The 17,743-nt window shown below is 67.6% G+C and carries 16 protein-coding genes; 9 read left to right on the plus strand and 7 right to left on the minus strand.

Going from position 1 to position 17,743, the window contains the following annotated elements:
* The first annotated feature begins 22 nt into the window (after positions 1-22).
* A complete protein-coding gene (locus tag AC3ERS_RS11895) occupies positions 23-1,756 on the plus strand; it encodes an ABC transporter ATP-binding protein (protein ID WP_431966555.1) in 1,734 nt (577 codons plus the stop codon).
* Complete coding sequence (locus AC3ERS_RS11900; protein WP_431966557.1) at positions 1,753-3,672, plus strand: ABC transporter ATP-binding protein; 1,920 nt, start codon at positions 1,753-1,755, stop codon at positions 3,670-3,672. Before AC3ERS_RS11895 ends, AC3ERS_RS11900 begins: the two co-directional genes overlap by 4 nt.
* Position 3,673: 1 nt before the next feature.
* On the opposite strand, the gene AC3ERS_RS11905 is transcribed toward AC3ERS_RS11900, so the two are convergent.
* The gene (locus tag AC3ERS_RS11905; protein ID WP_431966559.1) at positions 3,674-4,306 is read right to left on the minus strand and encodes a TetR/AcrR family transcriptional regulator; all 633 of its coding nucleotides are present in this window, start codon (positions 4,304-4,306) and stop codon (positions 3,674-3,676) included.
* A 60-nt stretch (positions 4,307-4,366) separates the two neighbouring features.
* On the opposite strand from AC3ERS_RS11905, the gene tgt reads away from it, so the two are divergent.
* Positions 4,367-5,620 carry a tRNA guanosine(34) transglycosylase Tgt gene (gene tgt, locus AC3ERS_RS11910; RefSeq protein WP_431966561.1) on the plus strand — a complete coding sequence of 418 codons (1,254 nt, stop codon included), beginning with the start codon at positions 4,367-4,369 and terminating at the stop codon, positions 5,618-5,620.
* A gap of 99 nt (positions 5,621-5,719) precedes the next feature.
* On the opposite strand, the gene AC3ERS_RS11915 is transcribed toward tgt, so the two are convergent.
* Positions 5,720-6,502, minus strand: a complete 783-nt coding sequence (locus tag AC3ERS_RS11915) for a queuosine precursor transporter (RefSeq protein ID WP_431966563.1) — start codon at positions 6,500-6,502, stop codon at positions 5,720-5,722.
* A gap of 129 nt (positions 6,503-6,631) precedes the next feature.
* Here AC3ERS_RS11915 and AC3ERS_RS11920 point away from each other — a divergent pair, with 129 nt between their 5' ends.
* Positions 6,632-7,177, plus strand: coding sequence for a DUF4190 domain-containing protein (locus AC3ERS_RS11920; protein ID WP_431966565.1), 546 nt, complete (start codon positions 6,632-6,634; stop codon positions 7,175-7,177).
* Between the two features lie 78 nt (positions 7,178-7,255).
* Here the strand turns inward: AC3ERS_RS11920 and AC3ERS_RS11925 are convergent, their stop codons facing one another.
* From AC3ERS_RS11925 to AC3ERS_RS11935, 3 genes are read right to left on the minus strand one after another with little or no spacing between them, the layout of a single operon-like run.
* On the minus strand, positions 7,256-7,990 hold the full coding sequence (locus AC3ERS_RS11925; RefSeq protein ID WP_431966567.1) for an RDD family protein: 735 nt from the start codon (positions 7,988-7,990) through the stop codon (positions 7,256-7,258).
* A gap of 46 nt (positions 7,991-8,036) precedes the next feature.
* Positions 8,037-8,984 carry a tRNA glutamyl-Q(34) synthetase GluQRS gene (gene gluQRS / locus AC3ERS_RS11930; protein ID WP_431966569.1) on the minus strand — a complete coding sequence of 316 codons (948 nt, stop codon included), beginning with the start codon at positions 8,982-8,984 and terminating at the stop codon, positions 8,037-8,039.
* Positions 8,985-9,010: 26 nt separating this feature from the next.
* On the minus strand, positions 9,011-9,556 hold the full coding sequence (locus AC3ERS_RS11935) for a DUF309 domain-containing protein (RefSeq protein WP_431966571.1): 546 nt from the start codon (positions 9,554-9,556) through the stop codon (positions 9,011-9,013).
* A 422-nt stretch (positions 9,557-9,978) separates the two neighbouring features.
* On the opposite strand from AC3ERS_RS11935, the gene AC3ERS_RS11940 reads away from it, so the two are divergent.
* A complete protein-coding gene (locus tag AC3ERS_RS11940; protein ID WP_431966573.1) occupies positions 9,979-10,188 on the plus strand; it encodes a DUF397 domain-containing protein in 210 nt (69 codons plus the stop codon).
* 79 nt (positions 10,189-10,267) lie between these two features.
* On the opposite strand, the gene qcrB is transcribed toward AC3ERS_RS11940, so the two are convergent.
* Entirely contained in the window at positions 10,268-11,914 is a 1,647-nt protein-coding gene (qcrB, locus tag AC3ERS_RS11945) for a cytochrome bc1 complex cytochrome b subunit (protein WP_431966575.1), read from the minus strand.
* 302 nt (positions 11,915-12,216) lie between these two features.
* Between qcrB and AC3ERS_RS11950 the strand changes: the two genes are divergently transcribed.
* Positions 12,217-13,914, plus strand: coding sequence for a wax ester/triacylglycerol synthase domain-containing protein (locus tag AC3ERS_RS11950; protein ID WP_431966793.1), 1,698 nt, complete (start codon positions 12,217-12,219; stop codon positions 13,912-13,914).
* A gap of 74 nt (positions 13,915-13,988) precedes the next feature.
* Here the strand turns inward: AC3ERS_RS11950 and AC3ERS_RS11955 are convergent, their stop codons facing one another.
* Positions 13,989-14,441 carry a hypothetical protein gene (locus AC3ERS_RS11955; protein WP_431966577.1) on the minus strand — a complete coding sequence of 151 codons (453 nt, stop codon included), beginning with the start codon at positions 14,439-14,441 and terminating at the stop codon, positions 13,989-13,991.
* Positions 14,442-14,690: 249 nt separating this feature from the next.
* On the opposite strand from AC3ERS_RS11955, the gene AC3ERS_RS11960 reads away from it, so the two are divergent.
* From AC3ERS_RS11960 to AC3ERS_RS11970, 3 genes are all read left to right on the plus strand, one after another.
* Entirely contained in the window at positions 14,691-14,972 is a 282-nt protein-coding gene (locus AC3ERS_RS11960; protein ID WP_431966579.1) for a helix-turn-helix domain-containing protein, read from the plus strand.
* Positions 14,973-15,048: 76 nt separating this feature from the next.
* Positions 15,049-17,274: a hypothetical protein gene (locus AC3ERS_RS11965; RefSeq protein WP_431966795.1), complete on the plus strand. Its 2,226-nt coding sequence runs from the start codon at positions 15,049-15,051 to the stop codon at positions 17,272-17,274.
* Complete coding sequence (locus tag AC3ERS_RS11970) at positions 17,271-17,738, plus strand: GtrA family protein (protein WP_431966581.1); 468 nt, start codon at positions 17,271-17,273, stop codon at positions 17,736-17,738. The genes AC3ERS_RS11965 and AC3ERS_RS11970 overlap by 4 nt, the downstream gene beginning before the upstream one ends.
* Positions 17,739-17,743 lie beyond the last annotated feature (5 nt).

Raw genomic sequence — 17,743 nt, forward strand, 5'->3', positions numbered from 1 at the left:
TGCCGGTAGCCTGCCAAGCATCATGTTGATCAGACTGCTCAGGACCCATCTGTACCCCTACCGCGCACAACTGGCGGGGGTCGTTGCGCTCCAGCTGGTTTCGGTCATCGCGATGCTCTACCTGCCGAGCTTGAACGCCGATCTGATCGACGGCGGCGTCACCAAGGGCGATATCGGCTACATCTGGACCACCGGGCTGTGGATGCTCGCGGTCACCGGCGTGCAGATCGTCGCGTCCTCGGTCTCGGTCTATCTCGGCGCGCAGGCCGCCATGGGCGCGGGCCGCGATCTGCGCGGCGCTCTGGTGCACCGGGTCGGCACGTTCTCCGCCCGCGAGGTCGGCATGTTCGGCGCGCCCTCGCTGATCACCCGCAACACCAACGACATTCAGCAGGTGCAGCTGCTCATCGTGATGTCGGCGACCATCCTGGTGATGGCGCCGATCATGTGCGTCGGCGGCATCGTCATGGCGCTGCGCGAAGACCTGAGCCTGTCCTGGCTGCTGCTGATCGCGGTGCCCGCGCTGGCGCTGTCGATGGGGTTCATCGTGGCCAGGATGGTCCCGGGCTTCCGTGACATGCAGGAGCGCATCGACGGGGTCAACCGGGTGCTGCGCGAGCAGATCACCGGCATCCGAGTGGTGCGGGCGTTCGTCAGGGAGCGGCAGGAGACCTGGCGGTTCGGCCTGGCCAACACCGATCTCACCGAGGCCTCGTTGCGCGTCGGCAAGCTGATGGCGCTGATGTTCCCGCTGGTCATGCTGATCAGCAATGTCACAGCGGTGGGGGTGATCTGGTTCGGCGGGCACCTGATCGACTCCGGCGAGATGCAGATCGGCTCGCTCACCGCGATGTTGTCCTACATCATGCAGATCCTGATGGCGGTCATGATGGCATCGTTCCTCGCCATGATGGCCCCGCGCGCCGCGGTGTCGGCCGACCGGATCGGCGAGGTGCTCGCCACCGAGTCCTCGGTGCTGCCGCCGCGTCTGCCGCAGCCGTTCAAGGGCGATCCGGCGACGGTCGACTTCCAGTTCTGCGAGTTCGCGTTCCCTGGAGCGGAGAAGCCGGTGCTGCGCGCCATCCGATTCCAGGTGGAGCCGGGCACCATGACGGCCATCGTCGGCTCCACCGGCTCCGGCAAGACCACGCTGCTCAACCTGATCCCGCGGCTGATCGACGTCACCGACGGCGCGGTGTACCTGGGCGGCACCGACGTCCGCCACCTCGATCTGGAAGTACTGCGCGAACAGATCGGCCTGGTGCCGCAGAAGGCGTACCTGTTCTCCGGCACGGTCGCGAGCAACCTGCGCTACGGCAACCCGGACGCCACCGACGAAGAACTCTGGCGCTGCCTGGAGATCGCGCAGGCCGCCGACTTCGTGCGGGACATGCCGCAGGGTCTGGAGACGCCGGTCGCCCAGGGCGGCACCACGGTCTCCGGCGGCCAGCGCCAGCGCCTGGCCATCGCGCGTGCGCTGGGGCGCAAGCCGCGCGTCTACCTGTTCGACGATTCGTTCTCCGCGCTCGACGTCGCCACCGACGCCAGGCTGCGCGAGGCGCTGAAGCCGGAAACCAGGAACGCCTCGGTGATCATCGTCGCGCAGCGCATCGCCACCATCCGCGACGCCGACCAGATCGTGGTACTCGAGGACGGCGTGATGGCGGGCATCGGCACCCATGAACAATTACTGCGCGACTGTCCCGAGTATCAGGAGATCGTGGCGTCCCAGCTGAGTGCGGAGGAGGCGCGATGAGGCCAGGAGCTCCCACTCCCGGATCACCGGACGCCAAGGCGAAATCGTTCGGGCCGTCGCTGAAGCGGTTGCTGCGCAGGCTGGCTCCCGAACGGTTCTACGTCTGGTGCATCGTCGGCCTCGCGATCGTCTCGGTGGTGCTCAACACCCTCGGCCCTTACCTGCTCGGCAAAGCGACCAACCTGGTCTTCGACGGCGTCGTCGGCAGGAATCTGGAGGCGATGCGCGGTCTGTCCAAGGAGCAGGCCGTCGAGCGGCTGCGGGAGAGCGGCAACGACACCCTGGCCGACATGCTCAACGCCATGAACGTCGTCCCCGGCGTCGGCGTGGATTTCGGCGCGGTGGGCCGGGTGCTGCTGGTCGTGCTCGCGCTCTACGCCGGCGCCTCGGTGTTCGGCTGGCTCCAGGGCTACCTGCTCAACATCGTCATCAACCGGACGGTGAAGCGGCTGCGCAGCGAGGTCGAGGACAAGATCCACCGGCTGCCGTTGCGCTACTTCGACTCTCAGCCGCGCGGCGACGTGCTGAGCCGGGTCACCAACGACGTCGACAACGTCTCGCAGAGCCTGCAGCAGACCATGAGCCAGCTGATCGTCTCGGTGTTCTCGGTGATCGGCATCCTGATCATGATGTTCTGGATCTCGCCGCTGCTGGCGCTCATCGCGCTGCTCACCGTGCCCGGCGCGATCGTCGTCACCGCGCAGATCGCCAAACGATCCAAGCCGCACTTCGTCGACCAGTGGAAGTACACCGGTCTGGTCAACGCCCAGGTCGAGGAGGCCTACACCGGCCACGAGGTGGTCACCGCGTTCGGCCGCGGCCGCGAGGTGAGCCGGGAGTTCGACGAGCGTAACCAGGCGCTCTACGAATCCAGCTTCAAGGCGCAGTTCATCTCGGGTCTGATCATGCCCTCGATCATGTTCCTCGGGAACGTGAACTTCGTGCTGGTCGCGCTGGTCGGCGGCCTGCGGGTGGCGACGGGCCACATCTCGCTCGGCGAGGTGCAGGCGTTCATCCAGTACTCCAGGCAGTTCAGTCAGCCGCTGACCCAGATCGGCGCGATGGCGAACCTGCTGCAGTCCGGCGTGGCCTCGGCCGAGCGGATCTTCGAGATCCTCGACGCCGAGGAGCAGAGCCCGGACCCGGTCATGGAGAACGTGCGACCGGTGGATCGCGGGCGGGTCGAGTTCGAGGCCGTCTCGTTCCGGTACGAACCGGAGAAGCCGGTCATCGAGCGACTCTCGCTGGTCGCCGAGCCAGGACACGTGGTGGCGATCGTCGGCCCCACCGGCGCGGGCAAGACCACGCTGGTGAACCTGCTCATGCGTTTCTACGAGCTGGACGCGGGCACCATCACCATCGACGACGTCGACATCACCGAGATCACCCGCGACCACCTGCGCTCGCGAATCGGCATGGTGTTGCAGGACACCTGGCTGTTCCGCGGCACCATCCGCGAGAACATCGCCTACGGCAATCCGAACGCGAGCGAAGCGGAGATCCTCGCCGCGGCTCGCGCCGCCTACGTCGACCGCTTCGTGCACGCGCTGCCCGAGGGCTACGACACGATCCTCGACGAGGAGGGCTCGGGCGTCAGCGCCGGTGAGAAGCAGCTGATCACCATCGCCCGCGCGTTCCTGGCCAAGCCGTCGATCCTGGTGCTGGACGAGGCGACCAGCTCGGTGGACACCCGCACCGAATTGCTGGTGCAGCACGCCACCGCGGCGCTGCGCAAGGACCGGACGAGTTTCGTCATCGCGCACCGGCTTTCGACCATCCGCGACGCCGATCTGATCGTCGTGATGGAGGCGGGCCGGATCGTCGAGCACGGCACGCACGAGCAGCTGCTCGAGGAGCGCGGGGCGTACTACCGGTTGTACAGCGCCCAGTTCGCGGCCGCGGCCGCCGAGGCCTGATTCAGGCGCAGAGCTGGGGGAGCAGCGTCCGGTAGACCCACTCCTCCCAGCGCTGCGCCGACCAGCCCCTGGTGCGGACCAGCAGCAGGAACAGTTCGGTGCTGAGCAGGCCGTAGAGCAGGTCGGCCGCCTCGTCGGCCGAGACATCCTGGCGCGCACCGGGTTTGCTCATCAGCGCGGTGGCGGTGCGCAGTTGCACGGTGTAGCGCTGATCGGCCGGGTCGGCGGGCCACATCGCCGCGACCTCCGGGTCGGTCGCCGCGGCCGTCTCGATCACCTTGTGGATCGGTGCGATGCGTTCGAGCACCGGCCGGGTGCCGGTGATGTGCGCGCGCAGGTGCTCCGGCGCGGTCTCGGTGGCCAGCGCGGCGCGGAACCAGTCCCGTTCCATGGTCGCCACCGGTTCGTCGTCGCCGGCGATCGTGACGTCGACCAGTTCCTTCAGCAGGGTGCGCTTGTTGCCGAACCCGAAGTAGATGGTCTGCACGGCCACGCCCGCCCGCGCGGCGATCTCCTGCAGGTTGCTCGCGCCGTAGCCCTGTTCGACGAACAGCTCGCCCGCGGCGGTGAGGATCCGCCGCCGCGTCTCCTGGGCTTTGAGGGCCCGCTTGTTCGTCCCTTTGACGGCGCTCATGACTGGAGTTTAAGTCCAGTGAGTTGGTCGGACGCGGAACGCACAGGGCCGCCTGCGAGGATGAGAGGCGTGTCAGCTCCGGAATCGTTCTCGTTCACCGTCGGCGCCCGGCTGGAGGGACGGCACGGTCGCACGGGCGTCATCCAGACGCCGCACGGCGCGATCGCGACGCCCGCGTTCATCCCCGTCGGCACGAAGGCGACGGTCAAGGCGGTGCTCCCGGAGACGATGAGCGAGCTGGGCGCGCAGGCGCTGCTGGCCAACGCCTACCACCTCTACCTGCAACCGGGCGCCGACATCGTGGACGAGGCGGGCGGGCTCGGCGCGTTCATGAACTGGCCGGGGCCCACCTTCACCGACAGCGGCGGCTTCCAGGTGATGTCGCTCGGCGTCGGGTTCAAGAAAGTGCTGGCCATGGAGTCCGTCGACGTGCGCAGCGACGACGTGATCGCCGCGGGCAAGGAGCGCCTGGCCACCGTCGACGACGACGGCGTCACATTCCGCTCGCACCTGGACGGCTCCAAGCACCGGTTCACCCCGGAAGTCTCGATGGGCATCCAGCACCAGCTCGGCGCGGACATCATGTTCGCCTTCGACGAGCTCACCACGTTGCTGAACACCCGTGCCTACCAAGAGAAGTCGCTGCAACGCACGCACGAGTGGGCGCAGCGCTGCATCGACGAACACGAGCGGCTGACGGCGGCGCGCACGCACCGTCCGTACCAGGCGCTGTTCGCCGTCATCCAGGGCGCGCAGTACGAAGACCTGCGCCGCAAGGCATGCCGCGAGCTGGAAGCGGTCCGTGGCGCGGGCGGAACGGATTTCGACGGTTACGGCATCGGCGGCGCGCTGGAGAAGCACAACCTCGGCGCCATCGTCGGCTGGTGCTGCGATGAACTGCCGCAGGACAAGCCGAGGCACATGCTCGGCATCAGCGAGCCGGAGGACGTCTTCGTCGCGGTCGAGAACGGCGCGGACACCTTCGACTGCGTGAATCCGTCCCGCGTGGCCCGCAATGCCGCCATCTACGTGGCCGAGGGCCGTTTCAACATCAACACCAGCCGGTTCCGTCGCGACTTCACCCCGATCGACGAGACCTGTGACTGCTACACCTGCGCGCACTACACCCGCGCCTACCTCCACCATCTCTTCAAGGCCAAGGAGATGCTGGCCGCCACGCTGTGCACGATTCACAACGAGCGCTTCACCGTTCGCCTGGTCGACCGCATCCGCGCCAGCATCGACGACGGCTGGTTCGACGAGTTCAAGGCCGAGACCCTGGGCCGCTGGCAGGGTCGCATCCGTACGCCCTAGCCACACCTGACCTGCTCGCCACACACGCTGCCTACGTGTCACAGCTCGGCCGACGCTGTGACGCGTAGGCAGCGTGTGTGGCGAGGGACAGGCGACGTGCTAAGCGTGCAGCGGGTCGGTCGAGCGCGGTGCGTAGCTCGGTTCGTGCTTCTTGAGCAGCGCGATCACCCGGTAGGTGATCGGCATGACGAGCACCTCGACCAGCGTCTTCCACAGGAAGCCGACGATCACGTAATTCACGAACTGCTGCCAGGTTTCGATGCCGATGGCCCCCGCGGCGATGGAACAGAAGATCAGGGTGTCGGCGAATTCGCCGACCACGGTGGAGCCGATCAGCCTGGCCCACAGGTGCTTCTCCTTGGTGCGCTCCTTGATCAGCACCAGCGTCGCGGAATTCAGCAGCTGGCCGACGAAATATCCGGCGAGACCGGCGATCACGAGCCGCGGCACCGGGCCGACGATGGTGCGCAGCGCCTCCTGGTTCTCGTAGAAGCTCGCCGAGGGCAGGCGGAGCGCGACGGCGAAGCACAGCACGGTCAGCAGCAGGGCGCCGAAGCCGTAGTAGATGGCGTGCCGGGTGGCGCGGAAGCCGTACACCTCGCTCAGCACGTCGCCGAGGACGTAGGCCAGAGGAAAGAGGAAGAACGCGCCGTCGGTGACGATCGGTAGGACCTGGAACGGCCCCACCGTCACCGATTCGTCGCCGAAGAATTCGACGCCCTTGGTCGCGCAGATATTCGAGATGATCAGCGTCGCGGTGAACAGCGCGACGATCAGCGGGTAGTACCCCCGCGCGACCTGGGCGAATGCCGCGTGGTCCGGCGCGGGGTGTCCAGACTCTTCGTGTTCTTCGGTTTTGTGCACATCACTCACGGGCATCATCTTCCCAGCTCGGACCCGGCCGCGTGGGCCTGTCGACATCTCCGGGCGCATACGCGTACCCCCGCTTTCGCCGCGGTCGTGCGCGGCTTTGGGCGGACCGCGTCCGCCTGCGCCCATTACGCTGTACCCATGACGAATCCCGGCGATTCCGACGAGTGGTGGAAGCAGTACGGCGGCCAAGGCGTGTCGCCGGACTCGGGCGCCCAAGGCTCGGTGCCGCAGTATCCGAACTCCGAACCGACCGGGTACCCCTCCGCCCCGCAGTACCCGCAGCAGCCGCCGCCGTCGCAACCGCAGCAGCCGCAGTACCCGAACTACCAGCAGCCCGCGGCCGGGTCGCCGTACCAGTCGGGTCCGGCGCCTTATCCGCAGCAGCCGAATTACGGTTACCCACAGGGTTATCAGCCGTACGGCGCGCCGCAGGGCGGGGGTTCCAACGGTCTGGCCATCGCCGCGATGATCGTCTCCATCGCCGGTGTCGCGTCCTGCTGCTTCCTGCTGCCGAGCATCATCGGCTTGGTGCTGGGCGTTGTCGCGCTGAATCAGATGAAGCAGTCCGGTAACTACGAAGGCAAGGGCATGGCCCAGGCCGGCGTGTGGGTCGGTGTGGGCGGCATCGTGCTCGGCATCCTGTACTGGGTGCTGAACATCATCGGCATCGTCGCCGGGGTATGAGTCGAAACGACCTCACGCGAAACGAATCAGGGGCGCCCCCGCAATGCGGGAGCGCCCCTGAACGCTTGCCGGGGTGGATCAGCCCTTGACGACCTGGGTGCCGCCCGCGAACTTGTCGTGCCAGCCCTGCTTGTTCGGGTCCTGCTCGATGCTCACCGCGATGTAGATCCCCAGACCGAACGAAGCCAGATTGCCGAGGCAATAGACCACGTTCACCGCGAGGAAGAGGTTGCGCTTGAGCGAGGTCACCGGGTCGATGTTGGCCGCGCCGCCGGGGCCGACCACACGCATGCCGAGGATCTTCTTGCCGAGGGTGGTGCCCTGCGTGGTCTCCATGCCGACGAAGTAGGCGGTGACCAAGGCGAAGTAGACGGCGAGCGCGAGGATCGACGAGATCAGGCCGGCGGGCAGGATGAACGACAGCACCCAGTACACGATGCCCGCCGGAATACCCGCGATGACGCTGTCGATCAGGCGCGCACCGAAGCGCGGCAGCAGCTCACCGGGCTGAGCGCCGGTACCGTAACCGCCCGCACCGTAGCCCTGTTGCTGCTGCGCGTACTGCGGCTGACCGTACGGGTCCTGGTTGTACTGCGGCTGCTGGCCGTACTGCGGCTGCTGCTGTCCGTAGGGATCCTGCCCGTACTGCGGCTGCTGCCCGTACTGCGGCTGCTGCTGCCCGTAGGGGTCCTGGCCGTATTGCGGCTGCTGCCCGTACTGGGGCTGCTGGCCGTACTGCGGCTGGCCTTGCGGGTACGGCTGGCCGTACCCGCCCTGGGGATTCTGGTTGGGGTCGTACCCACCGCTCGTCATGCTCTGTCCTCGTGGTGATCGGTTGATCAGTGGTCGATCCCGTACGTTACGGACACCCGCTGGGTTGCAACAACCCGTCGGCGGCCATGATCCAAGGTTCCTTGGGTAGTCGGGCCGGATCGAAATGTTCGAGGAGCTGCGACGGCGTGCTCGCGGCGTAGCCGAGCGAATCGGCGAGCACGGCCACCACTTGCTCGGGCGTGTTGCCGAGGGCGAGCCGGTCGGCGAGGGTCACCGCGCCGTCGCGTTTGGCCAACCGCATGCCGTTCTCGTTGAGCACCAGCGGCACGTGGGCGTAGTGGGGGCTGGGCACTCCGAGCAGGCTCGCCAGGTAGGCCTGGCGTGGGGTGGAAGGCAGCAGGTCGTCGCCGCGCACCACTTGGTCGATGCCCTGTTCGGCGTCGTCGACCACCACCGTGAGGTTGTAGGCGGGCGTGCCGTCGCCGCGGCGCAGCACCACGTCGTCGACCGGTCCGCGGTAGCGGCCGTGCAGCTGGTCGATGATCTCGAAGTCGGCGGCCGCGGCGACCAGACGCAGCGCGGCGGGCCTGCCCTCGGCGCGGCGCCGTGCGCGGGCCTCGGCGCTCAGGGTGCGGCAGATGCCGGGATAGGCGCCCATCGGTCCGTGTGGTGCGGTCGCGGCCTGCTGGATTTCCCTTCGGGTGCAATAGCACTCGTAGGTCAGGCCGGCGGCGACGAGCCGCTCGATGGCGGCGTCGTAGTGCGGCAGCCGCTCGGACTGGCGGACCACCGGGCCGTCCCAGTCCAAGCCGATGGCGTTCAGGTCGGCGAGCTGGCGCTCCGCCGCGCCGGGACGCACCCGATCGAGGTCGTCGATCCGCAGCAGGAACCGCCGCCCGGTCGATCGCGCGAACAGCCAGGCCAGCAGGGCGGTGCGCAGGTTGCCCAGATGCAGGTCGCCCGACGGGCTCGGCGCATAGCGGCCCGCACCTCGGGTGAGAAGGTCGGGATGGGCGGGCGGCACGACTGCCATGGTAGGCGGCGGCGCTGTCGTCGCCGTCAGCCGCGCAGTCGCGGCTTGAGATCGTCCTCGGTGATCGCGGCGCCGGTGTTCAGCGCGGCGAGCAGTGTTTCGGCTCGCGCGATCAGACCCGCGCCGTCGATGTCGTAGGGCAATGCGCGGTTCCGGAGTTCCGTCGAGTTGTCCGTACCGTCGTCGCGACTATCGCCGTCCGAATTGCGGCTATCGCCTGGTTCGTAGGCCCGCAGGCGGCCCACCGCCCGAGTGAGCAGGGTGCGCGCTCCCTTCGGATTACCGCGCTGTATGTGTGTCAGACCGACCGCGTATTGCGCGAGCCCTTGCCACAGCATCCTTTCGGCGAACGGTCCGTTCTTCCACGCGGCCTCCAAAACCTCATGCGCGTTGAATGCTAGACCGTCGTCCAGGAGTTGCTGGGCGAGGGTAAGTGTTTGCTGGGGTGGGAGATTCAGATCGTCCGGAATTCTCGGCACCCCCGCGCTACCCATCGGTAGCGGGCGGCCGAGGGGGTCTCGTGGGCGGGGATTGCGGGCGCGACCTGCCTCGTCGCGTGGGCGTTCGACCATAAGCTCCATGATGCACGCCGTGTCCAGACCGGGCGCGGGAGGTCTGCGTCAGGCGGCTTTCATTGACGGATCACGGACCAATCACGTCGGCACATATGTCTGCCCTCCGCCACTATTCGCGGGAAAGCCGGAGGCTGGCAATGTCTCCGCAACTTATCGACTTCGCAAGCTTGGCAAATGGGTTGGTTGAACCGGCAAGAGACCGGCAAATCCTTCATGGAACCTGCTAGGGTTTAGCCCGCAGGAGCAACCCCGGGGATGCATTCCCCGGAACTATCAGTGCGATACCGCGCACCGAGTAAATTGCGCGCTACTACCAGGCGCATCACGGGCATTCGGCGTTCCCGTCGGATGCCGGAGCTAGTTAGAACGATCTCAGTTGGAAATATTCTCGTTCTCGACGCAGCAAAGGAGCTAGTGCCGTGGAAGTTGATTTGACGGGGGCTGTGTGGCGTAAGAGCTCATACAGTGGCGCCGATGGGAACTGCGTGGAAGTGGCATTTCTCGGCGGCGGCAATGTGGCGGTCCGTGATACCAAGGACAAGGGCAGCGGCCCGGTTCTGGCATTCACCCCTGGTGAGTGGGGCGCATTCCTGAGCGGAGTATCGGCGGGGGAGTTCGACAGGGCCTGAATTTCGGGTCCGACGAGCTATCACGGGCCCCGGGTCGAAACAGGCTCGGGGCCTTCGCGCATTCGAATTCGATCGCTGGCTATTCGGTTTCGTTGCGGCCGTGTCCGTTTCCTGAGTTGCGGTCCTGATAGCGCCGCAACACCGCCAGCTGCCGGTGCTCTTCCTCGTGCTCGATGGCGAGGTTGCGGTTGGACTCGGCCACCGGATCGGCGCGCAGGAAGGCGCCCGTGCCCGGCTTGCCCGCCGAACCCAACCTGTTCATCTTCTTGGGCACCGCCGCGCCCTGGTACTCGAGCGGGATCGGGTGGCCGTGGTCGTCGACCGGGCCGAGCGGCTGGTGCACCTCGATGTACTCACCGTGCGGCAGACGTCTGACCACGCCGGTCTCGAGGCCGTGGTCGAGTACCGCGCGGTCGCTGCGTTGCAGGCCGAGGCACAGGCGGTAGGCGAGGAAGTACGCGATCGGCGGCCCGAGCAGGAGGCCGATGCGGCCGATCCAGGTCGTCGCGTTCAACGAGATGTCGAACTTGTAGGCGATGATGTCGTTGACGCAGGAGAGCGTGAGAACCACGTAGAACGTGATGGCCATGGCGCCGATCGCGGTGCGCACCGGCACATCGCGCGGACGCTGGAGCAGATTGTGGTACGCCTCGTAGTCCTTGGTGAGGCGCTTCTCGATCCAGGGATAGGCGAGCAGCATGGCGAACACCAAGCTCATGATCACCGCGACCCAGAACACGGCCGGGACCGTGTAGCGGCCCAGGTACAGCTCCCACGGCGGCATCAGGCGCGCCATACCGTCGGTCCACATCATGTAGAAGTCCGGCTGCGAGCCCGCCGAGACCTGGGACGGGTTGTAGGGGCCGAGGTTCCAGATCGGGTTGATCTGGAACAGGCCGCCCATGATGCCGACGATGCCGAGGGTGAAGGCGAAGAACGCGCCCTGATCCGCGGCGAACACCGGGACGATGCGCGCGCCGACCACGTTGTCCTCGGTGCGGCCGGGGCCGGGGAACTGGGTGTGCTTCTGGTACCAGACCAGCGCGATGTGCGCGGCGATGAGGGCGAGCATGATGCCGGGGAAGAGCAGCACGTGGGTGACGTAGAGGCGCGGGATGATGATGTCGCCGGGGAAGTCGCCGCCGAACATCAGCCAGTGCATCCAGGTGCCGATCACCGGGATCGAGATGGTGATGCCTGAGAACGCGGCCCGCAGGCCGGTGCCGGAGAGCAGGTCGTCGGGCAGCGAGTAGCCGAAGAAGCCCTCGAACATCGCCAGGATCAGCAGCAGTGATCCGAGTATCCAGTTCGCCTCACGCGGCTTGCGGAACGCGCCGGTGAAGAAGATACGGAACAGGTGCACGATGATCGACGCCGCGAACAACAGCGCCGCCCAGTGGTGGACCTGACGGACGAACAGACCGCCGCGCACCTCGAAGGAGATGTTCAGCGCGGTCTCGTACGCCCGGGACATCGTGACGCCGCGCAATGGCTGGTAGGAGCCGTTGTAGACGACCTCGGCCATCGACGGGTCGAAGAACAGCGTCAGATACACACCCGACAGCAACAGGATGATGAAGCTGTAGAGCGCGATCTCACCGAGCAGGAACGACCAATGGGTCGGGAAGACCTTGTTGATCGACCGCTTCATGAACGCCGCGGCGCGATATCGCTGATCCGCCGCATCAGCTTGTTCGCTAATTGTTCGCGCGAGCTCAATCGCCATGGCCGACACTCCGCCCCTGCGTGTGTGGAATGGGTCTACTACAGACGGTAGCAATATCTCGGCGCGGAATCGATAGTTTTCGAAAGCCCTTGTGATTCAAGATCATCAATGCCCCCCGCCACTGGCTGCTAGGCCGGTGGATTCCTGCCCATATGCGTACCCCCGTCTTCGCTGCGGCCATACGCGGCCAACGACGAACTTCGCCCGGCGGCGCCTATAGGCGTACCGCATTCGCTCCGGCCATGCGCGGTTATCGACGGACTTCGTCCGGCAGCGCCCGATAGGGTCGGTGCGTGAGTTCGATGGCACCGCAGGACGCGACCATGTTCTGGCTGTCGGCCCGCACCCGCAACGATCTGTTCCTTGTCTACAGTTTCGCCGACGCGGGCGTGCCGACCGACGCCCTACGCGCCGCCGTGGCGGCACGCAGCGCCCGGATTCCCGACTTGCGGGTCCGGCTCCGCGAGGCGCCCGCCGACCTCGCCTACCCGTCCTGGGTGCCGGGCGAATTCAGTGCCGATCAGTTCGTCGAACACCGGCTGCCCGGCCCGGACTGGGCCGCGGTGGAGACGGCGCTTGGCGACCTGCTCGCCACCGGCGTCGATGCCAGGGTCCATCCGTGGCGGTTGCACGTCTTTCGCGGCGTCGCGGGGGCGCCCATGCGGGGGTCGGACGAGGAGCTCGCCATCGTGGTGGTGTTGCAGATGTCGCATGCGCTGGCCGACGGGAAGCGGGCGGCGGTTATCGCTCGGGAGTTGTTCGGTGCGGGCGCGGGTCGTTCATCTGCCGTCGATGGAGGAACAGCGGGACGGGGCGCGGACGTGGCGGTTGCCGGCGGGGCCGGTCAGGCGGACGAGGCGGCCGCACGCGGGGGTGGTCAGGCGGACGAGGCGGCCGCAGGCAAGGGCGGTCAGGCGGACGAGGCGGCCGCACGCAGGGCCGGTCAGGCGGACGAGGCGGCCGCACGCAAGGGCGGTCAGGCGGACGGGGTGGGTCACGAGGCCGATCGGCTGGAATCGGAACTCGGGGGCTGCCGAAGGGTGGACGAGCCGATCGGCCGAGCCGGAAGCGGCGTGCGATGGATCGGAATACCTGCGGCCTTCGGTGCGGGCGCCGAGCTGATCACGCGGCTGTGGGATTCGGCTTTTCTCGACGCGGTGCGTGGCGCCGTTCGGATACCGGCCGGGATGGTGAACACCGCGGTGCGCGGGTATGGCGCGTATCGCGCGCAGACGGAACTGGCTCGGCTGACGGAGGTCGGACAGGTGCCGCCGCCGGGTCCCGGGTTCGCGCCGAGCATGGTGAACAAAGGTGGGGCCGAGGGGGTTATCGACCATCGTGCGCGGATGATCGTATGCACCGCGGACGAGCTTCGCGTTCCTGGTCGGACGATCACCGTCGTTGTGCTCACCGCCGTCTCCGTGGCACTCGCCGAATATCTTGCGGCGCACGGTGAACCGGCGGATCAGCTCGGTGCTCAAGTGCCGATGGCGCTACCGGAGAGCGATAAGACGTTGTCGCACAACAACTATCGGAGCCTCGGCATAGATCTCTTCGTCGACGAACCGGATCTGCGAGTGCGGGCCGACCGGATCGCCGCCGCGCTCGCCGACCGCCGCCTGCGCGCCCAGCATCCGCTGTTGTCCGCCCAGGACCGCGTCACCGCCGTCACCCCCGCGCCGATCCTGCGCCGCGACGTCGACCGCTATCCCATCGACACGGTGCCCGATTCCATCGCGGGCCACACGGTCGTCTCCAGCGTGGACCGCGGCCCCGCCGATCTGTCCTTCGGTGGCGGACCTGTCCGCTGCACCGGGGGCTTCCCCGCCCTCGGCGCGGTCATGCACCTCACCCACGGCGTGCACGGGCTCGGCGACACCGTCACGGTGTCCGTCCACGCCGACGCCGCGGTCGTCCCCGACGTCGACGAGTACGCGAATCTGCTCCGCGCTGCGTTGCGTGAGGTGAGCGCGGCGCTCGGCGAGGGCGGCGACCACTGAACCGCGATGTCGTCGGCTCGAACAAACCCGCCTGCTTCGCGAATCCGAGACAGGTGGCCCCGCGCAGCCGCTGATCAGTCGTTCTCCTCGGCGAGCCGATCGAAGACCCGCGTGTAATAGCCGATGAAGAACCGCCGCCCAGCCAGCCGCATCATCGCCAATGTGGCCTGGGTCGACGGATGCACCGCGGTGTTGTCCCACACCCCGTGCACATCGCTGCCACCGTCCTCGGCCTGCCGGATCGTCAGCTCGTGGAAGCCGCCCGGCGCCAGGTACTCGCTGTCGACCACGCGCATTCGCACCGTCCCCGGCGTCGACCAGTCGTAGCGCCAGCGCGCCGAGATCCTCGGAAAGTCCTGCCCCTCCACCACGTCCGCGGTGTGCTCACCCACCTCGAGCACCCGATACCGCCGCGCCGACAGCGCGGGCCACCGCCGCGGCCGCTCCGCGGAGAAATCGGTGAACAACTCGACCACCTGCTCCGGAGTCGCGACGGTATGCAGGTCGAACTCGAACCGAGTACGCATCTCGCCTCGCTCACCACCGAAGACGTGCAGAGCTCGAGTCTAGGCCCGCCCCACTCACCCCACCCCATTTCCTCTCTGCGCAGGGCAGCGGGTTCTGCGTGGCGGTTTCTCGAATCCATCGAACGGGCTACGCCGACATACAAAAATTTGTATATTGCCTGTGTGAGGCCGAATCCCGGCAGCGGATCTGAATCTGGCGGCCAAGCGGCTCAGGCACGTCGTGGCGGAGTTCGAGAAGGGACAGCGCTGATGGCGGACGAGACGTTCGACAGCGTGTGGGATGCGATCGAGGACACCCCACAGGAGGCGGAGAACATGCGGCTGCGGTCGCGGCTGATGATCGAACTGACCGAACGGATCACCGCCAAGGGCTGGACGCAGATGGCGGCGGCCGAGCGGCTGGGCGTGACCCAACCCCGGGTCTCCGATCTCATGCGCGGCAAGGTGCACTTGTTCAGTCTGGACTCGCTCGTCAACATGGTGACCGCGGCGGGCATGCACGTCGAGATGACGGTGAAACCGGCCGCGTGATCGGCCCACTCGGGCGCCGCCACCCATCGTCTTCCGTTCGGTCGCGGGCGGTTGCCTGTAGGGTCTGGGACTCGTGGTGGACAGTGGAACTCTCGCTCCGCGCGAGGTGTACAAGTGGGGCATCATCACCGCGCTCGGCGTGGTCGCGGGGTATGTCGCGGTTCTACTGGCCAACGTTCGGCATTTCTACACCGACGACACCGAGTCCCAGTACGCCCCGCTGTGGGTGATGATGGGCAGGCGGCTGCGTGACGGTGACCTTCCGACCCTGGTGCCCGAGCACTGGATGGCAGGTAACTACACCATCGAAGAGGCGGGGCTGCTGAATCCGCCGCAGCTGCTGATCGACCTGATCGCGCCCTCGGTGGACAACCTCGCGCTGTACGCCACCGTGGTCAAGCTGATCTTCGCGATCGTGCTCGGGCTCGGCGTCTACCGGATCTGCCTCGCGTACGGATCGCGGGCGCCGTGGGCGGCGGTGGCGGGCGTCGCCATCCCGTTCAGCGGCTGGCTGCTGTTCTTCGACGAGGCCAGCTGGATGACCGCGTTCACCGGCACCGCCTGGCTGGCGCACGCGTGGGCGTCGGGTGTTCGCTACGCGCGCGGGCGCTCCGGGCCGATCCCGACCTTCGTCTTCCTGTACCTGGCCATCTCGGTGCAGTACATCTTCCCTGCCGTCGAGGCGGGGATCATGATCGCCGCGGTGGCCGTCGGCGAACTCGTCTACCAGCGCAAGTGGCAACCGTCGCTGCGGTTGCTCGTCGTCTCGGGCTGCGCGGCGCTGGCGGGGCTCGCGACGTACCTGCCGAGCATGCTCTCGGCCAAGGTCACCTGGCGCGGCACCGCGCAGATCAACAACGAGCAGCTGCTGACGGTGCCGTGGTCGGAGTCGTTGAACGCCAGTCTGCCCAGTACCTTGCCCGCGTTCACCACGTGGTGGGGCTACGTGCAGCCGATGCCGGTGGTGTACGTCGCCTGGTTCGTGATCCCGGCGCTGGCGTTCGTCGACTGGCGCAAGGCGCTGGATTCGGCGCGCGAACTGACCGCGCCCGCGCTGTTCACGGCGATCGTGCTGATGTGGACCGCGGGCCCCGGCGCCATCGGCCCGCTGCGCTGGCCCGCCCGCGTGCTGCCGATGGTGGCGCTCGGCCTGCTGGTGCTGTTCGGCGTGCTGCTCGGCCGTTTCGCGACCTTCGCCGACTGGCGGCGGCGCGGAGTGATCGCGGCGGGATTGATCGGCCTGCTGTTGCTGCGTTCGGTGTCGGCGGCCCCGCAGGAATCCGTGTGGCACGTGGTCTCGGCCCTCGCGGTGGCTGCGCTCGGCGCGGCGGCGGTGTGGCTGGCGCGAGGCCGCGGCATCGCTGCGGCGTGCGCGCTGGTGTTGGTATCGATCGCCCCGATCGCCTATCTCCAGGTGTGGGCGGCCCAGCCGACGCCGCTCGGCTGGAACCTGCCGGAGCAGCGCTCGGAGATGAAGGCCGCCTTCCCGGAGTTCCCCGGCACCACGCTGCAACTGGGCGACCGCGCACTCATCCCGCCCGGCGAACGCACCCTCGACGGCGCGTACGGATCGCTCGTCTTCGGCAACTACGCCAAGGACCTCGAGCTGACCTACGTCAGCGGATACACCCCGAACGGCCACCTCCAGTTCGGCGAGATGCTCTGCATGCGCTGGGACACCAGCGTCTGCCCCGACGCCTTCCGCAGGGCTTTCGCCGTCGAGCCGACCACCGGCAAGACCATCGTCGACCTGATGAAGGTGGACCGGGTCGTGCTGCACACCGCCCTGTACCCGGACGCGCGCAACCAGCCCGCCCCGCAGGGCTGGAAGTGGGTCGACTACCCCGGCCACGAGAAGTACGTCGCCGTGCTCGAGCGAGAGAACGGCTTGCTCTCCACCGTCGACGGCCGCGTCGCCGCCGCCGTCGGGGTGACCGCCGCGTCCATCACCGAATCGGACACCACCAGCCGGGTCCGGGTCAGCTCGGAGACGGGCGGTCGCGTGGTCTTCGCGCGGCTGAACTGGCCCGGCTATCGCGTCACCCTCGACGGCCGCGAGATACCGGTCGAAGCCGTCGCGAAAACCTTTGTCGCCGTCGATATCCCGGCCGGCACCAGGAACGCCGAACTGGAGCTCGCCTGGCAACCGCCCGGCTGGAAGATCGGCGGCGCGAGCGCCCTGGTCGGACTGCTCGGCGTCGGCGTCTTGCACTGGCTGTACCGCCGCGGCCGCAGGGACGACGAGCCCGCCGAGCTCGCGCCCGCGGACGCCGCCGCCGAGGCCGAGCTGGCCGTCCGATGAACACCGTCGACCAGGCCGAACTGGATCCCGGGCCGCTGCTGCGCATCGTGCGGCGGCAGGAGATCGCGTTCGCCATGGTCGGCATGGTGAACACCGGACTGGGCATCGCCCTGACGGTGATGTGGCTGGCGATCTTCGACGGCCGCGTCTCGGCCGCGCTCGCGCCCCCCGCGGCGTACAGCATCAGCATCGTCATCGCATTCGTACTGCACCGCACCCTGGTCTTCCGGGTGCGCGGGCGTGTCATGCGCGATTTCTTCGCCTTCGTCGCGGTGAACTCCGGCGGCCTGTTGATGAACATGGTGCTGCTCCAAGCGGCCGTCTCGCTGCTGCATCTGCCGAGCATTCCCGCGGCGATCGGGGTGATGGCGCTGGTCGCTGTCGCCAGTTTCTTCGGCCACCGGCACATCTCGTTCCGCCGCAAGCCCGTCGAGCCCGATCTGGTCGGAGCAGCCGGACAATAGCGGTT

The sequence above is a fragment of the Nocardia sp. bgisy134 genome (genome assembly GCF_057708325.1).